We start from the raw sequence: 19074 nt of genomic DNA, 5'->3' as shown, positions 1-19074 counted from the left end.
TGCAAATCAGGAAAATACTCGTTTTTTAATTTTGACGAATCAAAATCACGCTTTTTAACGATAGAAATCGCTATGTCACCCGAGATTCCACTTCCCCTTGAAATCCATGACCTCACAGTAGCCTATCACAAGAAACCTGTTTTATACGGTATCGATCTTGAGGTACCGGCAGGCCAACTTGTTGGGATCGTTGGTCCCAATGGTGCTGGAAAGTCGACCTTAATAAAAACCATCATGGCAATGATCCCTTCCAGTAGTGGGTGGGTTAAAATTTTTGGTAAGCCCTATCGAAAAAACGCAAAACGTGTGGGCTACGTTCCACAACGTGAATCGGTAGATTGGGATTTCCCTGTGAATGTAATGGATGTGGTATTAATGGGCCGTTTTGGGCACCTGGGGCTCATGAGACGTCCCGGCAAAAAGGATAGAGAAATTGCCATGGCCTGCTTGGAAAAAGTGAACATGGCCCCTTACGCCCAACGTCAAATTTCGAATTTGTCAGGCGGACAGCAACAACGCGTCTTCCTGGCCCGCGCGTTGGCTCAAGAGAGTGATCTTTATTTCCTAGACGAACCCTTCGCTGGTGTGGATGCCGCTACAGAATCTGCCATTATCAACATCCTTATGGAATTAAGGGAGCGAGGAAAGACCCTGATGGTCGTGCATCATGATCTGACCACCGCCAAGGAGTATTTTGATATGCTTCTGCTTCTCAATATGAGAAAAATCGATTTCGGGGCCACCAAGGATGTTTATACCTACGATAAGTTGCAAACCACGTATGGAGGTCGTTTGACAATTCTATCCGAAGTCGCCAATTCGAGACAAAAGCAATCCGACGAATTGCCTTTGGAGAGATGAGCATCCACCCTCAGATTTCAAAGCTGAGTGGGCTACTCATCTTTGCCAGTTTATTTCTGGTTTCAGACGCATGTGCTGCCAAAATTGGAGAACTTTCAGAAACGAATTTCTCAGAGCAATTCATTCGGTTCTTTTCTTTTAAAGATCCCTCCGTTCGTTATGCCGTGCTTGCAGCCCTGATGCTGGGCACTTGTTGCGGGCTTCTTGGAAGTTTCATCGTGGTTCGAAAGCTATCGTTGATGGGTGATACGCTTAGCCATGCTGTCCTTCCAGGAGTTGCGTTGGGCTTCTTATGGACTATGACAAAAAACCCATGGTCCATCTTTATTGGAGCTACTATAGCAGGTCTACTGGGGACTGTCGTTGTTCATGGGATACATACGACCACACATATCAAAGAAGATAGCGCGATGGGTATCGTGCTATCAGGATTCTATGCCATAGGCATTTGTCTCCACACGATGATCCAACACTTACCTAACGGTAACAAGGCAGGTTTAGATAAGTTCATGTTTGGACAAGCAGCGGCATTGAGTGAGAGCGATCTTGTAATGATCGCTGTGGTCACAGGAGTTTCATTATTACTCATTACACTTTTCTACAAAGAGTTTCTCGTTACCAGCTTCGATAATGCATTCGCCAGTTCCATTGGTATGCCAGCGAAGTTCTTTCACTACCAATTGATGCTGCTACTCGCTTTCTCCGTAGTCGTAGGCTTACAAGCAGTGGGGATTGTATTAGTTTCTGCCATGCTTATTACACCTGCAGCAACGGCTTACCTCTTAACAGATCGCATGCACCGGATGCTCATATTAGCGAGTGTATTTGGAATGATGGCTGGAATTGGTGGTGCCTTTTTCTCCTACCTCGGAAACAGCCTCCCGACAGGCCCATTCATGATTGTGAGTGCCAGTACGCTTTTCGGCCTAGCCTTACTGTTCGGGCCTCGATACGGCATCGTTCCTCGCTGGGTCCGCCAGTTAAATAGAAACAATCGTATTCAAATCGAAAATACCCTGAAAGCAGTCTATCAGATTCGCGAAAAAGCAGACTTCAAGGAAGACGGGGTTTCACTTCAACAGCTAGGAGAGCAACGAAACCTTCCGCTATCTGAAGTAAAGAAAGAGGCGAAGCGGCTCATAAGAGAGCGCTATGCCACTCTAGCGTCATCCGACGATGACACGTTAAATCAAAACCAAATGATATACTTCACGCCTTCAGGTTGGGAGAACGCATGCCGTATTGTTAGAAACCACAGACTATGGGAACTCTATCTTACCAAGTCTGCTCACTACCAACCTGATCATGTCCACGATGACGCTGAAGAAATAGAACACGTTTTGGGAGAGAACATCGTTCGGGAACTGGAGCGACTTCTAGATTTCCCAACCCTGGATCCTCACGGGAAGCGCATTCCTAGCGTGATTGATTTGAAGGAGGTCCAGACCGGACACTAGGAATCATGGACTTCATTCCACCATTCGATCTTCACACATTCATCACCGCTCCTTGGTCAGATGGACTGAGTGGCTCTATTTGGATTCTGCTTATGGGGTTTCTAGTTAATGCCGCTTGTGGACTTGTTGGAAACTTTTTAATTCTTCGCCGCATGGCTCTTGTTGGTGATGCCATAAGTCATAGCCTACTGCCTGGAATCGCAGTTGTTTTTCTGATTTCTAATTCCAGATCTACAGGTCTAATGGTCACAGGTGCACTTGCGGCAGGGTTAGCTTCAGTTTGGCTGATCGAGTTTATTCATAAAAAAACTAGAGTGAAACAAGACGCAGCCTTAGGCGTTACCTTTACCACTTTCTTCGCGATAGGAGTAATTCTTATTTCGGTATTCGCTGACCAGGTGGACCTAGATCTCGAATGTGTTCTATACGGTGAAATAGGATGGATAGGTTTCGCAGATTCTTGGTCAGTTTTTGGGGCCGAGGTTCCCATTCCTCTCCTACAAATGGGCGCCACCTTTTTGGCCGTTTTGGCTCTGGTCATCGTTTTTTACAAAGAGCTCTTAGTAACATCCTTTGACTCAGGCCTGGCAACCTCCTTGGGGATTCCAGCTTCGTGGATACATTATGGATTAATGATAATGCTATCCTTGGTCATTGTTTTTTCATTCGAATCCGTAGGAGCTATTCTTGTAATTGCGATGTTGATCATGCCAGGAGCCACGGGTGCACTTCTTTCAGATCGCCTGCCTCATATTCTCATACTCTCCATCATCTTTGGAGGCTTCTATTCACTTGCAGGCATACACTTGGCCGAATGGCTCAATTGCTCTCAAGCTGGAGCTATGGTTACATCAGGATTTGGGTTATTCTGTTTAATCTGGATTACCAGTCCACGACGCGGACTTCTAGCACAAAGTCTAAAACGTCTGAGACAACGTTCATCCGAGCTTTCGGTGAATTAACAATCTCCTCGATTCAAAATTTCCCTGCAAAGAAAGGATTAACCCTCTTCTCTTCTCCGACACTCGACATAGGTCCGTGTCCTGGGCAGATCGCCGTTTCGTCCGGTAGTGTCATGATCTCCTGGCCGCTTGTTTCTAAAGCATCCTTGAATGAAATCATTCCACCACCCATGGATTGAGCAAAGAGTGCATCCCCAACGACAGCGATAGGTTTACCCAAACCGCTAACAACATAGGTGATGCCTCCTCGGGCATGACCCCAGGTAAGTTTACTTTCAATAGTGAGTGTCCCAATCGAAAACTTTTCTCCTGCAGCAAAAGAAGTCCCAAAGTTTGCCAGCTCTTTTTCACCGACATAAATCGGACAATCAAAAGCTCTGACGATCGCTGGAATGTCTTTTATGTGATCTCGATGAGTATGAGTCACCCAAACTCCTTGCACTTTCAGACCTTCATTCTGAACAAAGGCTATTAATTCCGATGCATCCGCACCACTATCGAAAATGGCTGCTTCTTTAGTCGAAGGATCCCAAACGACAAACGCATTTACGGTCATGTCAGCAAAGGCAGAATTAAATAAGGCTAGACCATCCAAGTTAACCACCTGGGGGCGCCAGATTGATTGCCCAAGCAAAACAAGAGCATCAGCATCTAGATTAAGGACAGGAGCCAGTTTTCTGGCTTCCTCCTCTACAAAATTCCCCCTCAATGCTTCACGAACCGCATCTCTGTCTAACCCAGCATGTTCCGCTAAAGAACTGGCTGAAAAACCTAATCCTTTAGCAGTCTTGGCCAGTACATCTTCATAAAAATCTTCAATAGGAATTTGCATAGTGTTTAAACGTTTCTTCGAAATCGCGGACTAGCAAATGTAAAAACGGAGATCGAATTTTACATGTTGAAGTGACCCAATAATACATGCCGTAAATATCTTTTAAAAGGCTCTTTTCCTCTTACACCTACTTTGCCGGATTCATTAGAGCATTTTGGCTGGACGCATATGACTATCCACGAATTAGAGCGCTACCTATCCATTAGCTCCAACAATCCGCTCCTCTCTCTCCAATCTTCCGGTAACCTCATTCCTGAAAACTTGGAGATTTGCGAACACGTACTTCCTGATGGCAAGTTGGTCGAGTTGACCCTTGATCGCGAACGATCCAAAATGATTTTGGAAGTCTATCGTGACGGAGATTTGGTAGGAGAACCTGTTAATTTTTTCTTTCCAGCTGTCACCAACGCACTTCTTGGAAAGGATTGGATAAATCTAGAACCCTTAGATATTATCCACCGAGTTCTTGAATGCGAAGCCTCTCTTAAGACGGCATAAAAAACCCTTTCTAAGAGAAAGGGCTAAAAAAAATGTCCGACAAACGGCGAAGTTACCAGAAAGCGTGATTTCTGGGTTCTACGAATCTTAACTTAAGGGGTCGTATTAGATAGAACACAGTGAACTTGATACCAAAAATTCCAAGGTGCAGGTGCATTTCCAGTCTTTCTTGAAGCTTCCTCAAGAGCACCTTGATGTCCGTACCTTTTTATTAATTCTCCCGCTGCTTCGTCAGGCTTAAGCGCTCCACCAGGAACTCCAAAAATGGTTGCTTTGTTGTGTGACGCGGATTCGTAAATGTGGATGAGTTCTCCAGTAGTCATTGTAATTGGGTTTGATTTAACACTTGATATGAAAGCAGTTTATCATGGAATTCCCGAAAAACAATAAAGGTGTTACCAGTACTACTCATAAGGGATTCCCCCATAATAACAAAAGCATATACTCTCATTTTTTCATATTGCCTGAATCCGAACAGATGAGAGCTTTGAAGTGTGCCAGAAGAAGAGAAAGAAGATACCCTTGCGTCCAAAATCCAAGAGCTTGAAGAGCATCTTACCTTTCTGGATGATCACATAACCAAGCAGGACAAAGAGATTATGAACCTGCAGAAAAAACTCGAAAAATCGATCACTGAGCTCAAAGAGCTGCGTGAACATTTTCAGTCGGGTGCATTATCCAGCGACCGCCATGACGAAAAACCGCCCCATTACTAGCCTACATCCAATTCCGAGAAATACATAGCTCAGATTTTCGCCAAAAAGATGCAGTACGATTTTGAGACACCGATAGACCGTAAAGGCACGGCTAGCCTGAAATGGGAGAAATACCAGAACTCTGATGTGCTTCCCTTCTGGGTAGCAGATATGGACTTTCTATCAGCACCCGAAATAACCGATGCTCTGACAGAACGGGTAAAACACGGTGTCTTCGGCTACACAGTTCCTTCTGATGCGGTAAAACAAAGTGTAGTCAACTACCTCGCAAGGGATCACGGCTATGAGATTGATCCAGCTTGGATCATGTGGACACCGGGAATAGTTCCGGCCCTCAACCTTTTTTGTAGAGCATTTGGTGAGAAAGGTTCGAGTGTCATGACAGTCACACCCGTATACCCACCCTTTCTTACTGCACCGTCCAACTCTGGAAGAAATTTGATTTCTGTCGACCTACTATGGGACGGAGCACGATGGACCTTTGATTTTGAAAAGATGGAAACAGCCATCACGCCAGAAACAAAGAGTTTCATCCTGTGCAATCCACATAATCCAGTCGGTCGGGTTTTCGACAAAGAAGAACTTGGTCAACTGGCCGATTTTTGTATCCGATATGACTTAATCCTTTGCACCGATGAAATTCACTCGGACCTAATCATCGAACCTGGGATCAAGCACACGCCTACAAATTTGATCAGTCCAGAAATTAGTAAGCGCTCAATCATGCTCACAGCTCCGAGCAAGACCTACAATCTCCCTGGGTTATGTTGTGCCTTTGCCATTATTGAAGATGCGCAGATTCGCTCTGCTTTTCGCAGAGTAGCTCGAGGCATTATAACCGAAATCAACGCTTTTGGTTATGCGGGGTGTCAGGCAGCTTACGATCATGGTGGTCCTTGGAGGCTCGAACTAATCGATTATTTAAAATCGAATCGAGATTACCTCTATGAATTCGTTCAGAAGGAATTGCCTAATATAAAAATGAGACCGATGGAAGCGACCTACCTGGCATGGATGGATGTCAGTGAACTCGGCCTAGATAATCCAACCGCCTATTTTGAGAGTCATGGAGTTGGTCTTTCGGAAGGAAGCTTCTTTGGAGCTCACGATCATGTTCGATTCAACTTTGGATGCGCAAAATCACTCATGATTGAAGGACTCCAGCGAATGAAGCAGGCAGTCGAAGCAATTCCTTCCTCGCGATAGGAACAATTTGCTAACTCCTTAGAGAATTACTTCGCTTACTTGGTTATTCTTCTCATCCAATCGGTGATCATTTCTTTATCATAGAAAAGCTCATCGTGAGTACGGACTCTCATCCTATATTGGAAATTCATATCTACCAAATTTTCCTCACCGGATTTCAATACCTTACCTTCAGCGTCCTTCAGCTCGTAACTGAAGCTAATGCGAGGTGGGTAGATGTCCTTTACAATTCGGATGTCATCAAAATCTGGACTAAGCCAAGGTTCATAATCACCGGCCAAATCCACATCGGTCACCGTCATGGTTAGAGTCTGACCCTCCTTTAAAAAGCGTTTACCAAACTTAATGATATGTTTTTCGAGAATCGGAATGTGCACTTTAATTCCACGGCGTGTATTGCCATCGCCGTAGTCGATATCACGGAATTGCTCTGGTTCCTGGAATGTGACTTCTACCTGCGCCGATGCTGCACCTGCAGCGATTAATGAACTCAAAATCAACAAAGTTAGGGTCTTCATGGGTCAAATGTTTGATGTAGAACGTATATAGGATACTAACCAAGGCCAGTGTTTTCGATATTCACTCTTACGTAACTACTCCAGCAAGTGGATGAGTTTTGGAGAAAGATTTTCTTGTCCCAGTGCCCAATTCACCTTGGCAACCGTTGTCGGCAAAGAAAATCTTCGGGGACCAGCACTCCCCGGATTCAAGTAAGTGACTCTTGCTCGATGAAAAATTTCCGGTTTGTGAGAATGTCCAAAGACAACTAAATCAACCCCCGGAAGGTTCTTCAGATCAAGATGAGCAATATCGTGGACCATATGCACCCTTAGCCCACTCAGCATTAGAAAAAGCACATTGGGTAATCGGCCACACCAATAATCGTAGTCGACGTTCCCCCTCACGGTAAACACTGGAGCAATAGCTCTAAGTTCATCCAAAATCTTCTCTTGCCCAACATCGCCACCATGCAGAATGACATCAGAACCGTCCAAAGCGCGAAGCGCCTCAGGCCTGAGGAGCCCATGCGTATCTGAAATAACTCCAACAGTCAGGCGCTTAAGATCTTGAAACTCAGTTGGTACTAGCTTCATCCCAAGGAGCACACGGCATTAGTACCGTTGTCAGCAAGTGAATTCTAACGGGAGTCACGCTAGGTTTAGCCAAAAAAATGTATATCTAAGAAGACCCTTTGCCCCCTATGATTCTATCCCAAAAGCTATATAAATCAGGGCAAGCTCTGCCCTTTTGAAACACCTAACACTCACACCTGACAACAGTTTCCATGGGCAAAATAACTTACGAATTCATTATCGACACAGGCGAAGTCTTCTCATTCGACATTGACCCCAACCAATCAAAGAATACCGGGCAGACATGCAAAGAAGGATCATCATCCTGGACTAGCCTCAGTTACCACAAATGTGAAAACTGCCCATTGAAGCCTGAGGATCACCCTCATTGCCCTGTCAGTTTAGATATCGAGGAGGTTGCCCAAAATTTTTCTGCCCTACTTTCCTGGAAGAAAGCGGAAGTCTGGGTCCATACTGAGGAACGAAGCTACCATAAGAACTGTGACCTTCAAACGGGACTACGATCTATGCTGGGCCTAATAATAGCTCTGAGCATGTGCCCTATCCTATCACAACTGAAGCCACTGAAAGCATTCATGGCGCAAAAATTGCTGAGCCAGCAGATGAAGATCTATTGCACAAACGCTTTGCACTGCAGACAGCATCTGCTTTCTTATGAGCATAATTTTTCATGATCTGGATTTACAGAATTCTATTTCTCCCGGTTTTCGTCCTTTCTATTCCTTATATTCTTTGGCACGCAAAGCGAAGAGGCGGGTACAAGAAAGACCTCCAACACAAGTTTGGCAAGGTCCCTGAGCGATCCACATCTTCGAAGGAGAGCAAACGCATATGGATCCAGGCAGTCAGTGTGGGCGAAATCAAAGCGATCAAGCCGCTGATAGAAGCGCTCAATAAAGAGCAAAATATCGAATTAATTCTCACAACCACAACCAGCACCGGTTACCGAATCGCACACGAAACCTACAAAGACCAGGTCACCGATATCTATTATTTTCCGTTGGATTTTGTTCCTTTTACTAAGAAAGCCTGGCGACGGATTAAACCAGATCTATGTCTACTCATGGAAGGAGAACTCTGGCCAGAACACATCCATCAAGCGAAGCAAAATCAAATTCCGATTCTTTTGATTAATGCCCGTCTTTCAGATAAGACCTATCGGCTCTACCAACGATTAGGGGGTATCACTCGCCATATATTTCGGAGTCTTGATTTGGTGTTGGCTTCAAGTAGTTCAAATACAGATCGTTTCCGAAATCTTGGAACTCATGAGGAGCAAACAATCACGGTGGGTAATCTAAAGTGCGATATGCCTGTGCCAGACAAACTGGAGGAAAGTGAAGCAGCAAACCTACTGACAGAATTGGGACTTCCTTCCAATTCTCCAGAGAATCAGACCGTTATTGTATGTGGTGCATCTACCTGGGATGGAGAAGAGAAGGCTCTCGTACAAATGGCCATGCAGCTACGCAAGGAGAGAATAGATTTACGCCTCATCATTACTCCCAGGCACGTTGAGCGACGCAAAGAGATTGAAACAGATCTTGGGGATACATCGCTCAGCTACCATTTCCGATCGCAAGGAATCGCAGAAAATGAAGTGCAAGTTGCGGTAGCAGATACGACGGGTGAACTGATTAAATTCATCCAATTGGCTGATATTGTATTTGTAGGTCGAAGTCTGAATCCTCATACCGGGGGCCAAACCCCAATTGAAGCAGGCATGCTCGGGAAGCCCGTTGTGTTTGGTCCCGGAATGGCAAACTTTCGAGACATTGCCAGGAGTCTCATTAACATTGGGATCGCGACTCAGGTGGCGGACGAAAAGGAACTCACCAAGGTCCTACGTGAACTCTGTGAGAATTCAGCGGCTCGTGAGGATCGAGGTCGCAATGCCAAAACATGGCTCGCTGAAAACCAAGGTGCTACTCTACGCACCATCGAATTGCTTCGACGATGGTTGTGAGCATGGATTCTAAGCTAAAGAAATGAAGAACCTTAAGACTTTCGGTCAGCCACACTGGGCGCTCTATTGTTATGCCTTCCCTCACTACTCGGGCTGGAAGGGCTAAGCCCAGCTGGTCAAATAACCATGGGGATATTCCTTATGGCTGGCCTCTATTGGATACTCGAGCCGATACCCATATACGCAACTTCTCTTCTTATTATATTTCTTCAGGTGCTGCTGTTAAGCGATCAGGGCTTTATCAACTTCGACCCTGCTGTCTATGAAGTAGAAAATTACAAGACCTTCTATGGGACCCTGGCCAATCCGATCATTATTCTTTTCCTAGGCGGCTTTTCACTCGCAACTGCCGCTGTGAAATTTGGGCTAGACCGAAGGCTGACCCGTGTCTTGTTGAAACCCTTTGGAACAGACCCCAAGGCGGTTTGCCTGGGAATGATGCTTTCAACGGCGCTACTCTTCGCTTTCATGAGCAATACCGCTACGGCAGCGATGATGATGACCATGGTTGTTCCTGTCATCATGGCCATGAAGCCAGGAGATCCATTTCAAAAAGGCATCGCTCTTTCCGTTCCTGTAGCGGCCAATATTGGAGGAATCGCAACGCCAATTGGAAGCCCACCTAATGCCATTGCGATTACAGCTCTAAGAGAGCAAGGAATTCATATCACATTCTCTTCATGGATGATTCTAGCGGTCCCTCTCGTTATCATCATGCTATTGATCGCATGGCGGATTTTGCTCCTCCTCTTTCCACCTGATGGTAAATCCATCCAAATTGACTTTTCAGAGCAGTTCACTTGGTCACGCCAAGCCATACTGGCATCATGCATTTTTGGGATCACCATCCTATTGTGGGTTACGGAGAAATTGCACGGAGTCTCATCCAATGTGGTCGCATTTTTCCCCATCACTTTCTTACCCGCCCTGGGAATTCTTAGAAAAGCGGACATTCGTAGATACTCTTGGGAAGTTCTTTGGCTTGTTGCAGGAGGTATATCAATGGGCATCAGCCTCAAAAATAAAGGTCTCGCAGAATGGCTTATCGGTTTAATAGCCTGGAATAGCTTCGGATCAATCGGTATTGTCCTTACCTTCGTCGTAGTGGCTTATGGCATTGCCAATTTGGTTTCAAACACGGTGACAGCAACGCTGCTAATTCCTTTGGCAATGGGACTGGGGGTCTCAGGAATTATGGGATCCAATTTCCCTTTGGCATCCGCGATTGTGCTCATCGGAATCGTCGTGAGCTTCTCAATGATGTTGCCCATCTCCACACCACCCAATGCCATTGCAACGAGCACTGGGATGGTAAAAACAAAGGACATGGCAAAAACTGGAATCTTGATCGGTCTGATAGCAATCGTGCTCTGCTGTTTGTCTTATTTCCTATATTGGCCATTAATATTAAACTGAAACTACCCCACTATGAGCCAAATATACATTCTTTGCGTTGATGATGAAGCAGAAGTCCTGAAACAAATAAACCAAGACCTTTCAGAATTCCAAGATACCTTTCCCATTAAGCTGGCGCCCTCAGCCGAGGAGGCACGCGAACTCATCCCAAGCCTGACCAAGCATGGCGACCAGATTGGCGTGGTTCTGTGTAGTCACTACCTTCCAGGTCAAAACGGAATCGAATTCATGATCAGCTTGAGAAACGAGCTGGAAATGACAGAAACACGAACGGTTCTAATCACTGGACGAGCCGGGCTGGAGGAAACCATAAAGGGGCTAAACGAAGGTCGACTGAATTACTACCTGGCTATACCTTGGAGCAAAGATGACATCATCACGGTCGTTCGAGATCAAATCACAGACTTTTTCATTCGCTCACGGAAAAACCCAATGGCCTATTTGGAGAAACTGAGCACCGTTCGCGTTTTCGAAGCCATACATAAAGGTATATTACCTAGAGATGAATAAGGCAGGTCAATAAACGGGCCACTCTCGAACCGGGTCAGTCCAGATAAATCACCTTGGTTAAGCGGAAACCGGTACGTAAAAAAACTCCAGATACCACTGGAGTAAATGGAGGCGCGGGTCGGAATCGAACCGACGCATAGAGCTTTTGCAGAGCTCGGCCTTACCACTTGGCTACCGCGCCTTAAATTAAAATTGGGTAACACAAACCACTTCCTTTTTGGAAGCAAGTTGTTTTTCCTGTAAAAAGACCTTGGTAATTCCGCAGGAGATCCCTTTCATCAGTGGAGAATATAACCGCCTATGCCTGCTACAATATTTACCATCGCCAACCAAAAAGGAGGAGTCGGCAAAACGACTACCACCATCAGCCTCGGAGCCGCCTTGGCTGCCGAAAATGTCCCAACACTGATCATTGATCTCGATCCGCAAGCCAATGCGACCAGTGGCCTCGGGTTTGACAAAGAAGAAGGGCAAAGTCTCTACCAAGCATTATTAGGCGAAGAATCGGCTTCCGACAAAATAATCAAAACACCTGTCTCCAATCTCTCACTCATACCGTCTGAAGTGGATATTGCAGCGATCGAAACCGAACTGGCACAAACAGAAAACTACTTGGTCCGCCTCCGCGACACCTTGGAATCACTCCATGCTAATGACGAATTCAAAGCTATCATCCTGGACTGCCCGCCATCACTGGGTATGCTGTCGATGAATGCGATGGCCTCAGCCGATTTCCTTTTGATTGCACTGCAATGCGAGTATTTGGCGATGGAAGGACTGGGGCAAATCCTCAATGTCTTGCAACAGATTAAGGACGCCGACGTTAATCCGTCCCTAGAGTTGGGTGGCATCATCATGACGATGTATGATGTGCGAACCAATCTATCGCGTCAGGTAGTCTCGGATGTCCGGCAACATTTCGGAAGCGACGTTTTTGCCACCATGATCCCTAGATCGATCCGGCTCGGAGAAGCACCGAGCTTCGGACAATCTATTTTCCAGTATGATCCACTCAGCCCTGGTGCCACGGCCTACAAAGAGTTGACCATGGAAATCATCAAACGATTCAACCTTCGCTCCTAGACAATTAAGCATCTCCATGGATCTTTCTGCCCTGCAGTCCAAATTGGGATACCAATTTAAGAAGGAAAGTCTGCTGATGCAGAGCCTCACCCATCCATCCTACATGGTGAAGGCTGAGAAAGAGGAGCGCAGTAATCAAAGACTGGAGTTCCTGGGAGACGCAGTTCTGGAGCTCATTGTATCCGAGTATCTATTCCAGGAGTTTCCAGAAATACGCGAAGGGCCACTCACTCAGTTTCGATCCACTCTGGTAAAAGGATCAGTTCTAGTCGAATTGGCAGATAGTCTGGATCTATCAAACCACATTCGGACGAACCGCGCAGACTCAAAAAGTTCTCCCAAAGAATTACCCTCTGCCAGAGAGGATGCTCTAGAAGCACTGATCGGGGCCATCTATCTTGATAGCGATTTCTTAACCACAAAGGCCGTTGTGATTCCTTGGTATGGAGATCTAAAGGAGCGGTTGCACAATCTGAATGAAGCCCACAACCCTAAGGGTCGCTTGCAGGAAAAGCTTCAACGACGACTAGGCAACGACCAGATCCGCTACACAATCATTTCTGAATCCGGCCCCTCACACGATCGGGAGTTCGAGGTAGAACTCTTTGTAGGAGATCTATCCTGCGGAAAAGGAAAGGGACGGAGTAAAAAGGAAGCCGAAGAAGAGGCAGCAAGGTCAGTACTGGAGGCATTCGATTCTTTCAATTTCAGGCATGCGTGAGGCGCTTCAAGAAGCCAGGCAGCACGCTTTGTTGCTACAAGGTGTTGCTGCGCCAGCTATTAGTTATTTATCTCTCCAGGCTGCCCAAAACAATAAGGACAGCACCTCCATCATTATTCTACCGGAGGCGAAGGAATTGGACCAGGCTATGGAGGATCTCAAATTCTTCAACTCAGGTGATCAAGCGAGCCACCAAGTGCTTCCCTTCCCTTCTTTCGAGTCTGGAAATAATTCGCAGCTAGATCCCCAGCTAGACCGCCTAGGCACATTGACACTCCTTGCCAATGCGCCTGTTGATGAGCGATTCATCATTGCAACCACCTTGGATGCCCTTCGATCCGAAACACCCGCAAAGGAAGCTCTGCTCAGGTCCGAATTAAGACTATACTCCGGAATCTCCTATTCCTTTTCTGATCTGATTGATCAATTGAATGAGTTGGGATACGACCATGAATCGGAAGTCGAAGGCCCCGGCCAATTTGCCGTACGCGGTGGAATTATCGACCTCTATCCGACTAATGCACTCCTACCCTACCGAATAGATTTCTTCGGAGACGAAATCGAAGACATTCGTACCTTTGAACCGGATACACAGCGATCGAGTAAAAAAGTAGATGCACTCATTGTAGCTGCTCCCCCAGGAAAAGAAATGGCGCGATCAGAATCAGGGATTCTCGAGTATATCGATAGTCCCATTCTTTGGCAGGTGTGGGAGCCAACGCTGGTTGAAGAGAAAACGAGCGACTTTTTCTCAAACCGTTCTGAAGCACTTACGCTGGCCAAGGTCTTAGAGTTTCGATCCGAAAGCCAGGATAGCTGGGTTGGTTTTACGGCTTTGGATGAAGGAGGCATTTTCTTCGACGATACGGTACAAACAAACCAAGCAGACTCAGAGACTCTGGAAGCCTATCGGTCCTTCCCAGCAAACGAAACGCAGGGAATGGATCGTTTCTACCAAGAGCAGGAGGAGCGACTTCGGTTTTTTGAAGCCATCCAGAATTGGAGGAATGAAGGTTACCAGATCGTTTTATCTGTCCAGACAGATGGGGAAAGAAACCGTCTGGAGGAATTTTTAAAGCAGAACGAACTGGATGAGTTTTTGGAATTCATAGTGATCGGAGCTCTGGCTGAAGGGTTCCGTTGTGCCCATGCGGGATTGCCCGAGAACTTACAATCAAGTTCAACCCATAAAGGGCTTCTACTGGTTTCCGATTCGGAGATCTTTGCCAGATACCGAAGGCGAATGCCCATAGGCCAAATACGCCTTCAGGCAAACAAGCAGCAAGTGGATCAACTACTTGATTTCGCCGAACTGGCGGAAGGCGATTACCTCGTCCACATACAAAATGGAATATGTATCTACCGTGGCCTAACTAAGCTGGATGCCCAAGCCGGATTCCGGGAGGTCATTTCCCTCGAATTTGACGATAGTATTGTCCTACACCTTCCATTGCACGAATCTCATCTGGTTTCGCGCTATGTTGGCTTAAAGAAATTTCGCCCAAATCTTGGGAAAGTAGGATCCAACCGCTGGGACAAAACCCGCCGACAAGCAGAAGAAGCTACGCTCGATCTTGCGGCAAGACTGTTAAAGAACCAAGCTGAGAGAGACTCGGAGGAAGGCCACCCGTTCGCGCCAGATAACCAGTGGCAAAGAGAGTTTGAAGCGGCCTTTCCCTTCAAAGAAACCGCTGACCAAATGGAGGCGATTGAGGCGAGCAAACGCGATATGGAGAAGCCGCAACCAATGGACCGGCTCATCTGTGGTGATGTAGGGTTTGGCAAAACAGAGGTAGCCATCCGTGCCGCTTTTAAAGCTGTGCTTGATGGAAAACAAGTGGCAATACTCGGCCCTACTACCATTCTGACGCAGCAACATTTCCAAACCTTCAAGGAGCGGATGGCGTCTTTTCCTGTAACGGTTGAAATGCTCAATCGGTTCAGAACGAAGGCTGAGCAAAACAAGATACTTCAAAAACTGGCAGCTGGGAAAATTGATATCATTATTGGGACCCATCGCCTGATCTCCCAGGATGTTGGGTTTAAGGACCTTAGCTTGCTTATCATCGATGAGGAACATCGCTTCGGAGTGAAACATAAGGAGAAACTCAAGGAGCTTCGCCTTAATGTGGATGTGCTTTCTCTTAGTGCAACGCCCATCCCAAGAACCCTTCACCTGGCACTTATGGGTGCCAGAGATTTAAGCGTGATCGAAACGGCTCCGATCAATCGCAGGCCGATTCAAACGATCATCAAAAGCTATGAACATCAAACGGTGGTCGATGCCATTCGGGCAGAAACCGCTCGTGGAGGACAAGTTTTTTACCTGCACAATCGAGTACAGACCATTGATGCTGTAGAAGCGCGTCTACAGGAGTTAATGCCGGAGGTAAGCTTCGCGATTGCCCACGGTCAAATGCCAGAAGGTGCTCTGGAGAAGATCATGAATCGCTTCGTGGAAGGGCGATACGATGTCTTGATTTCCACAACGATTATTGAATCAGGCTTGGATATACCCAACGCAAATACCATCATCATAGAAGCGGCCGATCGATTTGGCCTCGCCCAGCTGTATCAGATTCGCGGCCGCGTAGGTCGCTTCAATCGGCAAGCCTATGCCTACCTTCTTCTCCATCGCCATGCTCGGGTGTTGGACATGGCGAGAAAGCGTCTGGCAGCACTAAAGCAATACAACCAACTTGGAGCCGGATTTCGAATCGCCATGCGAGATCTGGAACTTAGAGGTGCAGGGAATCTCCTCGGTGCAGAACAGAGTGGTCACATTGCAGGTGTAGGATTTGATCTCTACTGCCAATTACTCAAACAAAGCATTTCACGCTTAAAAGGCGATGAGTCAGCCTTACGCATTCGGGCCAATGTACGACTGGATTTTGTCTTTGTCGGAGAGCAGATTTCCGATAGCTCTTCGGTTGCACGCGACAGCTATCAAGCCATTAAGAACGCAGAAATCGAAGCAACGCAGGGAAAGATGCTGGAAGCTTCGGTGCCTCCAGATTATTTGGATGAAGCAAGACTGAGAATTGAGATTTACCGTGATTTGGCTATGGCCGAGAGCTTGCAGGAACTTAAAGACATTGAGGCTTCGCTGATTGACCGTTTTGGGAAATTTCCGGACCCAGTGCGGGCGCTCATTCAAGTCTCCAAGATTAGGACTTTGGCTGAAGAAAAAGGAATCGACTCAGTCGAATCTGAAGGCAATCGGCTGAAATGCAGACTGGCAGGACACAAAAACGACGACTTCTTGATGATCGGGACACGGTTTCCACGGCTTATTTCCAAGGATCCCTTCAAAAAGCTGCAGGAAATCCTTCAATTTATCAATCGGCAGTGATCAGGTGAGCCTGGCGGAAAAAGATTAGAAAATTCCCTGAACATAACTGGTAGCCAATAGTCCAATTCCATAAGCACTCTCAGCTAAATCCAGTCGCAAGCATCCTTGACGCGGAGATTTTGAGCCTCTACAAATTTTCCCAGTTTTTAAAACTATTCAGAACATTCGCATGAAAAGTACAGCCATCCTGATCGGAATCCTGGCCTTGAGCACTTTGTGCACCGCCTCAGCACAGCAATCAGCATTCGACGCTCTTCAAACAGAGAACGGCATCGCAGCGATCGTTGAGTCCACCATCATTACTCACGAGGAATTAAGAAAAGACTTAGCTCCCCTGGTCCCCAATTTACAACGTAAGGCGCGTAACAACGAAGAATTTCAGCAAATGCTGGACGAACTTCAGCAGGATATTTTGATGAATCTCATCGACCGCGTCCTGATTCGTAAGGAATTCCAGGATAAATTTGTATCCAAAGGGTATCAGATGCCGCGGTCCTTCGTGGAAAACAAATTCGATGATACTTTGATCAATGAGTTTAACAACGATCGCGCTGAGTTTTTGAAATACCTGAAAAGCCAAGGCCTCAACATGCGGGAGTACCGGGCAAAACTGCAGGAAGAAATCATCGTGCAAATTATGCTGAGCCAACAGCGCCGCACACGATCCATTCTAAGTCCGGCTAAAATCGAAAATTTCTACAATGAACAGCGGAATCGCTTCTATCAGGAAGAACGCGTGCACTTGAAGCTGATTCGTTTGGCCCCATATGCCTCCGAAAACGTTGATCTGCTTATGCAAACGGCCAACAAAATCCTGGAGGAATTGGAAGGTGGAGCCGAGTTCGAGGAACTTGCCAAGAAATACAGTCAGGATCCTCGGAAAGATCGTGGTGGCGATTGGGGATGGATCGATAGATCAGCCATTCGTGACGAACTGAGTGATGTGGCCTTCAGTTTGCAGCCTGGCGAACACAGCGACCCCATTCAGGTAAGAGAAATGATATTCTTACTGAAAGTCGAAGATCGGCAGGCAGCAGGCGTTCAACCTCTTGCAGAAGTTCGCGATCAAATCGAAGGGATTCTGCTCAATCAAATGTCCAGTGAAGAGCACGACAAATGGATCGAAGGGCTTCGCAAGAAAGCCTTCATCAAGTTCTATTTGTAAGCCGCTTAATTTAGATTTTTCAAAAGAGCAGCCTCAAAGGGCTGCTTTTTTTTGGGACTTTCCAACACAGTAATCCCTTTAAGCAAGTCCAGGCACAGACCATAAAAGATATAAGTTCAGCCTTCGACTGTGTCGGATATCTATCAATCACGCCTCAAATCACTCGCCGTACACGAACGCCCTCAAGAAAGGCTCGATAAATACGGTCCTGAAAAATTGAGCGACACCGAACTTCTAGCCATGCTGGTCAGGAGTGGGACCAGCAAGCTCGACGTAATTAGTCTGTGTGACCGATTGATTGCAGAAGCAGGCGGACTTCCCAACTCATTAATTGGGGGAAAGAAGATTTTATAAAAATTGAAGGGATAGGGCCGGTTAAAGCATTGCAGTTGGTCGCTGTTATGGAGCTGGCCGCCAGACGTGTCATACGCGGAGAGATGGGAGAAAGCCCCCTACTGGATAGCCCAGAGGCGGTCTTTGATTTTGCTCGGCCAATGACGAGGGGCCTTGAGATCGAAAAATTTTGGTCACTCTGCCTGAACCGCAAAAATCGGTTGATCAAAGAAATCGAAGTAACCGTAGGAACAGCCAATAGTAGTCTGGTTCATCCAAGAGAAGTGTTTAAGGACGCCGTCAAGCTAGGTGCTTCAGCCATTATTGTGTTTCACAACCATCCAAGTGGCGACCCTGCTCCCAGTACCGCCGACATCCAAGTCACTAAACGATTAAGAGAAGCAGCAGAAATCATGGACATCGATTTGCTCGACCATCTGGTAATCGGACAACCTGACCAAGACCCTCTTAAGTTTGGATACTACAGTTTCAAGAACGCAGGCCTAATCTGAATTACCCACCGATTTGCTCTTCAATGGCATTCTGCTGTCGTGCAATATCACGCAAGGTAAGAAAACCAACCATCCGCTGAGGATTCTTAGCACTGACTACTGGAGCTTGCTCTTTGTCCTTTATCACAAGAATCCTCGCTGCCTCACGAATCGACGTGTTCGGAGTCATAGTCACCAAATCGTGTTCTGTTAACCGTTCACCTATGAGTTGGTCAGCATGGTCTTCCAGATCTTCCAACTCATGATGAGTTATAACATCAATCAACAGTCGATTCTCATCACGCACCGGATAGGCATGATGTGGATGCTGCCTCAAGTATTCTAAATTCTCCCCGATAGTCAGATTGCTGAACGCACTGAATGGGTCGTGGTTCATGATAGTGCTCACGG

Annotated in this window: 17 protein-coding genes, 1 tRNA gene and 1 pseudogene; 14 read left to right on the top strand and 5 right to left on the bottom strand. The window is 46.5% G+C overall.

Translation table 11 applies throughout. The features are described from left to right. Positions 1-72: 72 nt before the first annotated feature. The 3 genes from GA003_03305 to GA003_03295 are packed head-to-tail and all read left to right on the top strand — an operon-like array spanning position 73 to position 3280. Entirely contained in the window at positions 73-861 is a 789-nt protein-coding gene (locus GA003_03305) for a metal ABC transporter ATP-binding protein (GenBank protein ID QXD29018.1), read from the top strand. After that, entirely contained in the window at positions 858-2318 is a 1461-nt protein-coding gene (locus GA003_03300; GenBank protein ID QXD29017.1) for a metal ABC transporter permease, read from the top strand. Before GA003_03305 ends, GA003_03300 begins: the two co-directional genes overlap by 4 nt. Before the next feature lie 5 nt (positions 2319-2323). After that, a complete protein-coding gene (locus GA003_03295) occupies positions 2324-3280 on the top strand; it encodes a metal ABC transporter permease (protein QXD29016.1) in 957 nt (318 codons plus the stop codon). 13 nt (positions 3281-3293) lie between these two features. Here GA003_03295 and GA003_03290 read toward each other — a convergent pair whose 3' ends face one another. Continuing rightward, positions 3294-4112 carry an MBL fold metallo-hydrolase gene (locus GA003_03290; protein QXD29015.1) on the bottom strand — a complete coding sequence of 273 codons (819 nt, stop codon included), beginning with the start codon at positions 4110-4112 and terminating at the stop codon, positions 3294-3296. A gap of 168 nt (positions 4113-4280) precedes the next feature. Between GA003_03290 and GA003_03285 the strand changes: the two genes are divergently transcribed. From GA003_03285 to GA003_03275, 3 genes are all read left to right on the top strand, one after another. Further along, complete coding sequence (locus GA003_03285) at positions 4281-4610, top strand: hypothetical protein (protein QXD29014.1); 330 nt, start codon at positions 4281-4283, stop codon at positions 4608-4610. A 494-nt stretch (positions 4611-5104) separates the two neighbouring features. Then, positions 5105-5326 (top strand): SlyX family protein, encoded by a 222-nt coding sequence (locus tag GA003_03280; protein ID QXD29013.1) that lies wholly within the window; start codon positions 5105-5107, stop codon positions 5324-5326. Between the two features lie 48 nt (positions 5327-5374). Beyond that, positions 5375-6532 carry a PatB family C-S lyase gene (locus GA003_03275; GenBank protein QXD29012.1) on the top strand — a complete coding sequence of 386 codons (1158 nt, stop codon included), beginning with the start codon at positions 5375-5377 and terminating at the stop codon, positions 6530-6532. Positions 6533-6567: 35 nt separating this feature from the next. On the opposite strand, the gene GA003_03270 is transcribed toward GA003_03275, so the two are convergent. Together GA003_03270 and GA003_03265 are read right to left on the bottom strand one after the other, a co-directional pair. Beyond that, positions 6568-7050: a DUF3016 domain-containing protein gene (locus GA003_03270; protein QXD29011.1), complete on the bottom strand. Its 483-nt coding sequence runs from the start codon at positions 7048-7050 to the stop codon at positions 6568-6570. A gap of 75 nt (positions 7051-7125) precedes the next feature. Continuing rightward, positions 7126-7587, bottom strand: coding sequence for a metallophosphatase family protein (locus GA003_03265; GenBank protein ID QXD30327.1), 462 nt, complete (start codon positions 7585-7587; stop codon positions 7126-7128). A 709-nt stretch (positions 7588-8296) separates the two neighbouring features. Here GA003_03265 and GA003_03260 point away from each other — a divergent pair. The 3 genes from GA003_03260 to GA003_03250 all read left to right on the top strand — a co-directional run bounded on the left by GA003_03260 (position 8297) and on the right by GA003_03250 (position 11518). Next, on the top strand, positions 8297-9592 hold the full coding sequence (locus tag GA003_03260) for a 3-deoxy-D-manno-octulosonic acid transferase (GenBank protein ID QXD29010.1): 1296 nt from the start codon (positions 8297-8299) through the stop codon (positions 9590-9592). Positions 9593-9718: 126 nt separating this feature from the next. Beyond that, positions 9719-11008 carry a DASS family sodium-coupled anion symporter gene (locus tag GA003_03255; protein QXD29009.1) on the top strand — a complete coding sequence of 430 codons (1290 nt, stop codon included), beginning with the start codon at positions 9719-9721 and terminating at the stop codon, positions 11006-11008. Positions 11009-11020: 12 nt separating this feature from the next. After that, entirely contained in the window at positions 11021-11518 is a 498-nt protein-coding gene (locus tag GA003_03250) for a response regulator (GenBank protein ID QXD29008.1), read from the top strand. 106 nt (positions 11519-11624) lie between these two features. Here the strand turns inward: GA003_03250 and GA003_03245 are convergent. Continuing rightward, positions 11625-11699: transfer RNA gene (locus GA003_03245), tRNA-Cys, on the bottom strand. Positions 11700-11818: 119 nt separating this feature from the next. Here GA003_03245 and GA003_03240 point away from each other — a divergent pair. From GA003_03240 to radC, 5 genes and pseudogenes are all read left to right on the top strand, one after another. After that, a complete protein-coding gene (locus GA003_03240) occupies positions 11819-12601 on the top strand; it encodes a ParA family protein (protein QXD29007.1) in 783 nt (260 codons plus the stop codon). Between the two features lie 16 nt (positions 12602-12617). Next, positions 12618-13322 (top strand): ribonuclease III, encoded by a 705-nt coding sequence (gene rnc, locus GA003_03235; GenBank protein QXD29006.1) that lies wholly within the window; start codon positions 12618-12620, stop codon positions 13320-13322. Then, positions 13315-16674, top strand: coding sequence for a transcription-repair coupling factor (mfd, locus tag GA003_03230; GenBank protein ID QXD29005.1), 3360 nt, complete (start codon positions 13315-13317; stop codon positions 16672-16674). Before rnc ends, mfd begins: the two co-directional genes overlap by 8 nt. Before the next feature lie 169 nt (positions 16675-16843). Further along, positions 16844-17839, top strand: a complete 996-nt coding sequence (locus GA003_03225; protein QXD29004.1) for a peptidylprolyl isomerase — start codon at positions 16844-16846, stop codon at positions 17837-17839. 240 nt (positions 17840-18079) lie between these two features. After that, positions 18080-18684, top strand: a pseudogene (gene radC, locus GA003_03220) (DNA repair protein RadC). A gap of 1 nt (position 18685) precedes the next feature. On the opposite strand, the gene GA003_03215 reads toward radC, so the two are convergent. Beyond that, positions 18686-19060, bottom strand: coding sequence for a CBS domain-containing protein (locus GA003_03215; GenBank protein ID QXD29003.1), 375 nt, complete (start codon positions 19058-19060; stop codon positions 18686-18688). Positions 19061-19074 lie beyond the last annotated feature (14 nt).

It is taken from the genome of Opitutia bacterium ISCC 52 (assembly GCA_014529675.2).
Classification (GTDB): Bacteria; Verrucomicrobiota; Verrucomicrobiia; order Opitutales; family UBA2995; genus UBA2995.
The sequence above is the reverse complement of the archived record's forward strand: the minus strand, read 5'-3'. Positions and strand labels throughout refer to the sequence as shown.

What these genes read in the sequence shown, in the direction of transcription:
- GA003_03305 (QXD29018.1), top strand. Translation starts at nt 73, where the DNA reads ATGTCACCCGAGATTCCACTTCCCCTTGAAATCCATGACCTCACAGTA.
- GA003_03300 (QXD29017.1), top strand. Translation starts at nt 858, where the DNA reads ATGAGCATCCACCCTCAGATTTCAAAGCTGAGTGGGCTACTCATCTTT.
- GA003_03295 (QXD29016.1), top strand. Translation starts at nt 2,324, where the DNA reads ATGGACTTCATTCCACCATTCGATCTTCACACATTCATCACCGCTCCT.
- GA003_03290 (QXD29015.1), bottom strand. Translation starts at nt 4,112, where the DNA reads ATGCAAATTCCTATTGAAGATTTTTATGAAGATGTACTGGCCAAGACT.
- GA003_03285 (QXD29014.1), top strand. Translation starts at nt 4,281, where the DNA reads ATGACTATCCACGAATTAGAGCGCTACCTATCCATTAGCTCCAACAAT.
- GA003_03275 (QXD29012.1), top strand. Translation starts at nt 5,375, where the DNA reads ATGCAGTACGATTTTGAGACACCGATAGACCGTAAAGGCACGGCTAGC.
- GA003_03270 (QXD29011.1), bottom strand. Translation starts at nt 7,050, where the DNA reads ATGAAGACCCTAACTTTGTTGATTTTGAGTTCATTAATCGCTGCAGGT.
- GA003_03260 (QXD29010.1), top strand. Translation starts at nt 8,297, where the DNA reads ATGATCTGGATTTACAGAATTCTATTTCTCCCGGTTTTCGTCCTTTCT.
- GA003_03255 (QXD29009.1), top strand. Translation starts at nt 9,719, where the DNA reads ATGGGGATATTCCTTATGGCTGGCCTCTATTGGATACTCGAGCCGATA.
- GA003_03250 (QXD29008.1), top strand. Translation starts at nt 11,021, where the DNA reads ATGAGCCAAATATACATTCTTTGCGTTGATGATGAAGCAGAAGTCCTG.
- GA003_03240 (QXD29007.1), top strand. Translation starts at nt 11,819, where the DNA reads ATGCCTGCTACAATATTTACCATCGCCAACCAAAAAGGAGGAGTCGGC.
- rnc (QXD29006.1), top strand. Translation starts at nt 12,618, where the DNA reads ATGGATCTTTCTGCCCTGCAGTCCAAATTGGGATACCAATTTAAGAAG.
- mfd (QXD29005.1), top strand. Translation starts at nt 13,315, where the DNA reads ATGCGTGAGGCGCTTCAAGAAGCCAGGCAGCACGCTTTGTTGCTACAA.
- GA003_03225 (QXD29004.1), top strand. Translation starts at nt 16,844, where the DNA reads ATGAAAAGTACAGCCATCCTGATCGGAATCCTGGCCTTGAGCACTTTG.
- GA003_03215 (QXD29003.1), bottom strand. Translation starts at nt 19,060, where the DNA reads ATGAACCACGACCCATTCAGTGCGTTCAGCAATCTGACTATCGGGGAG.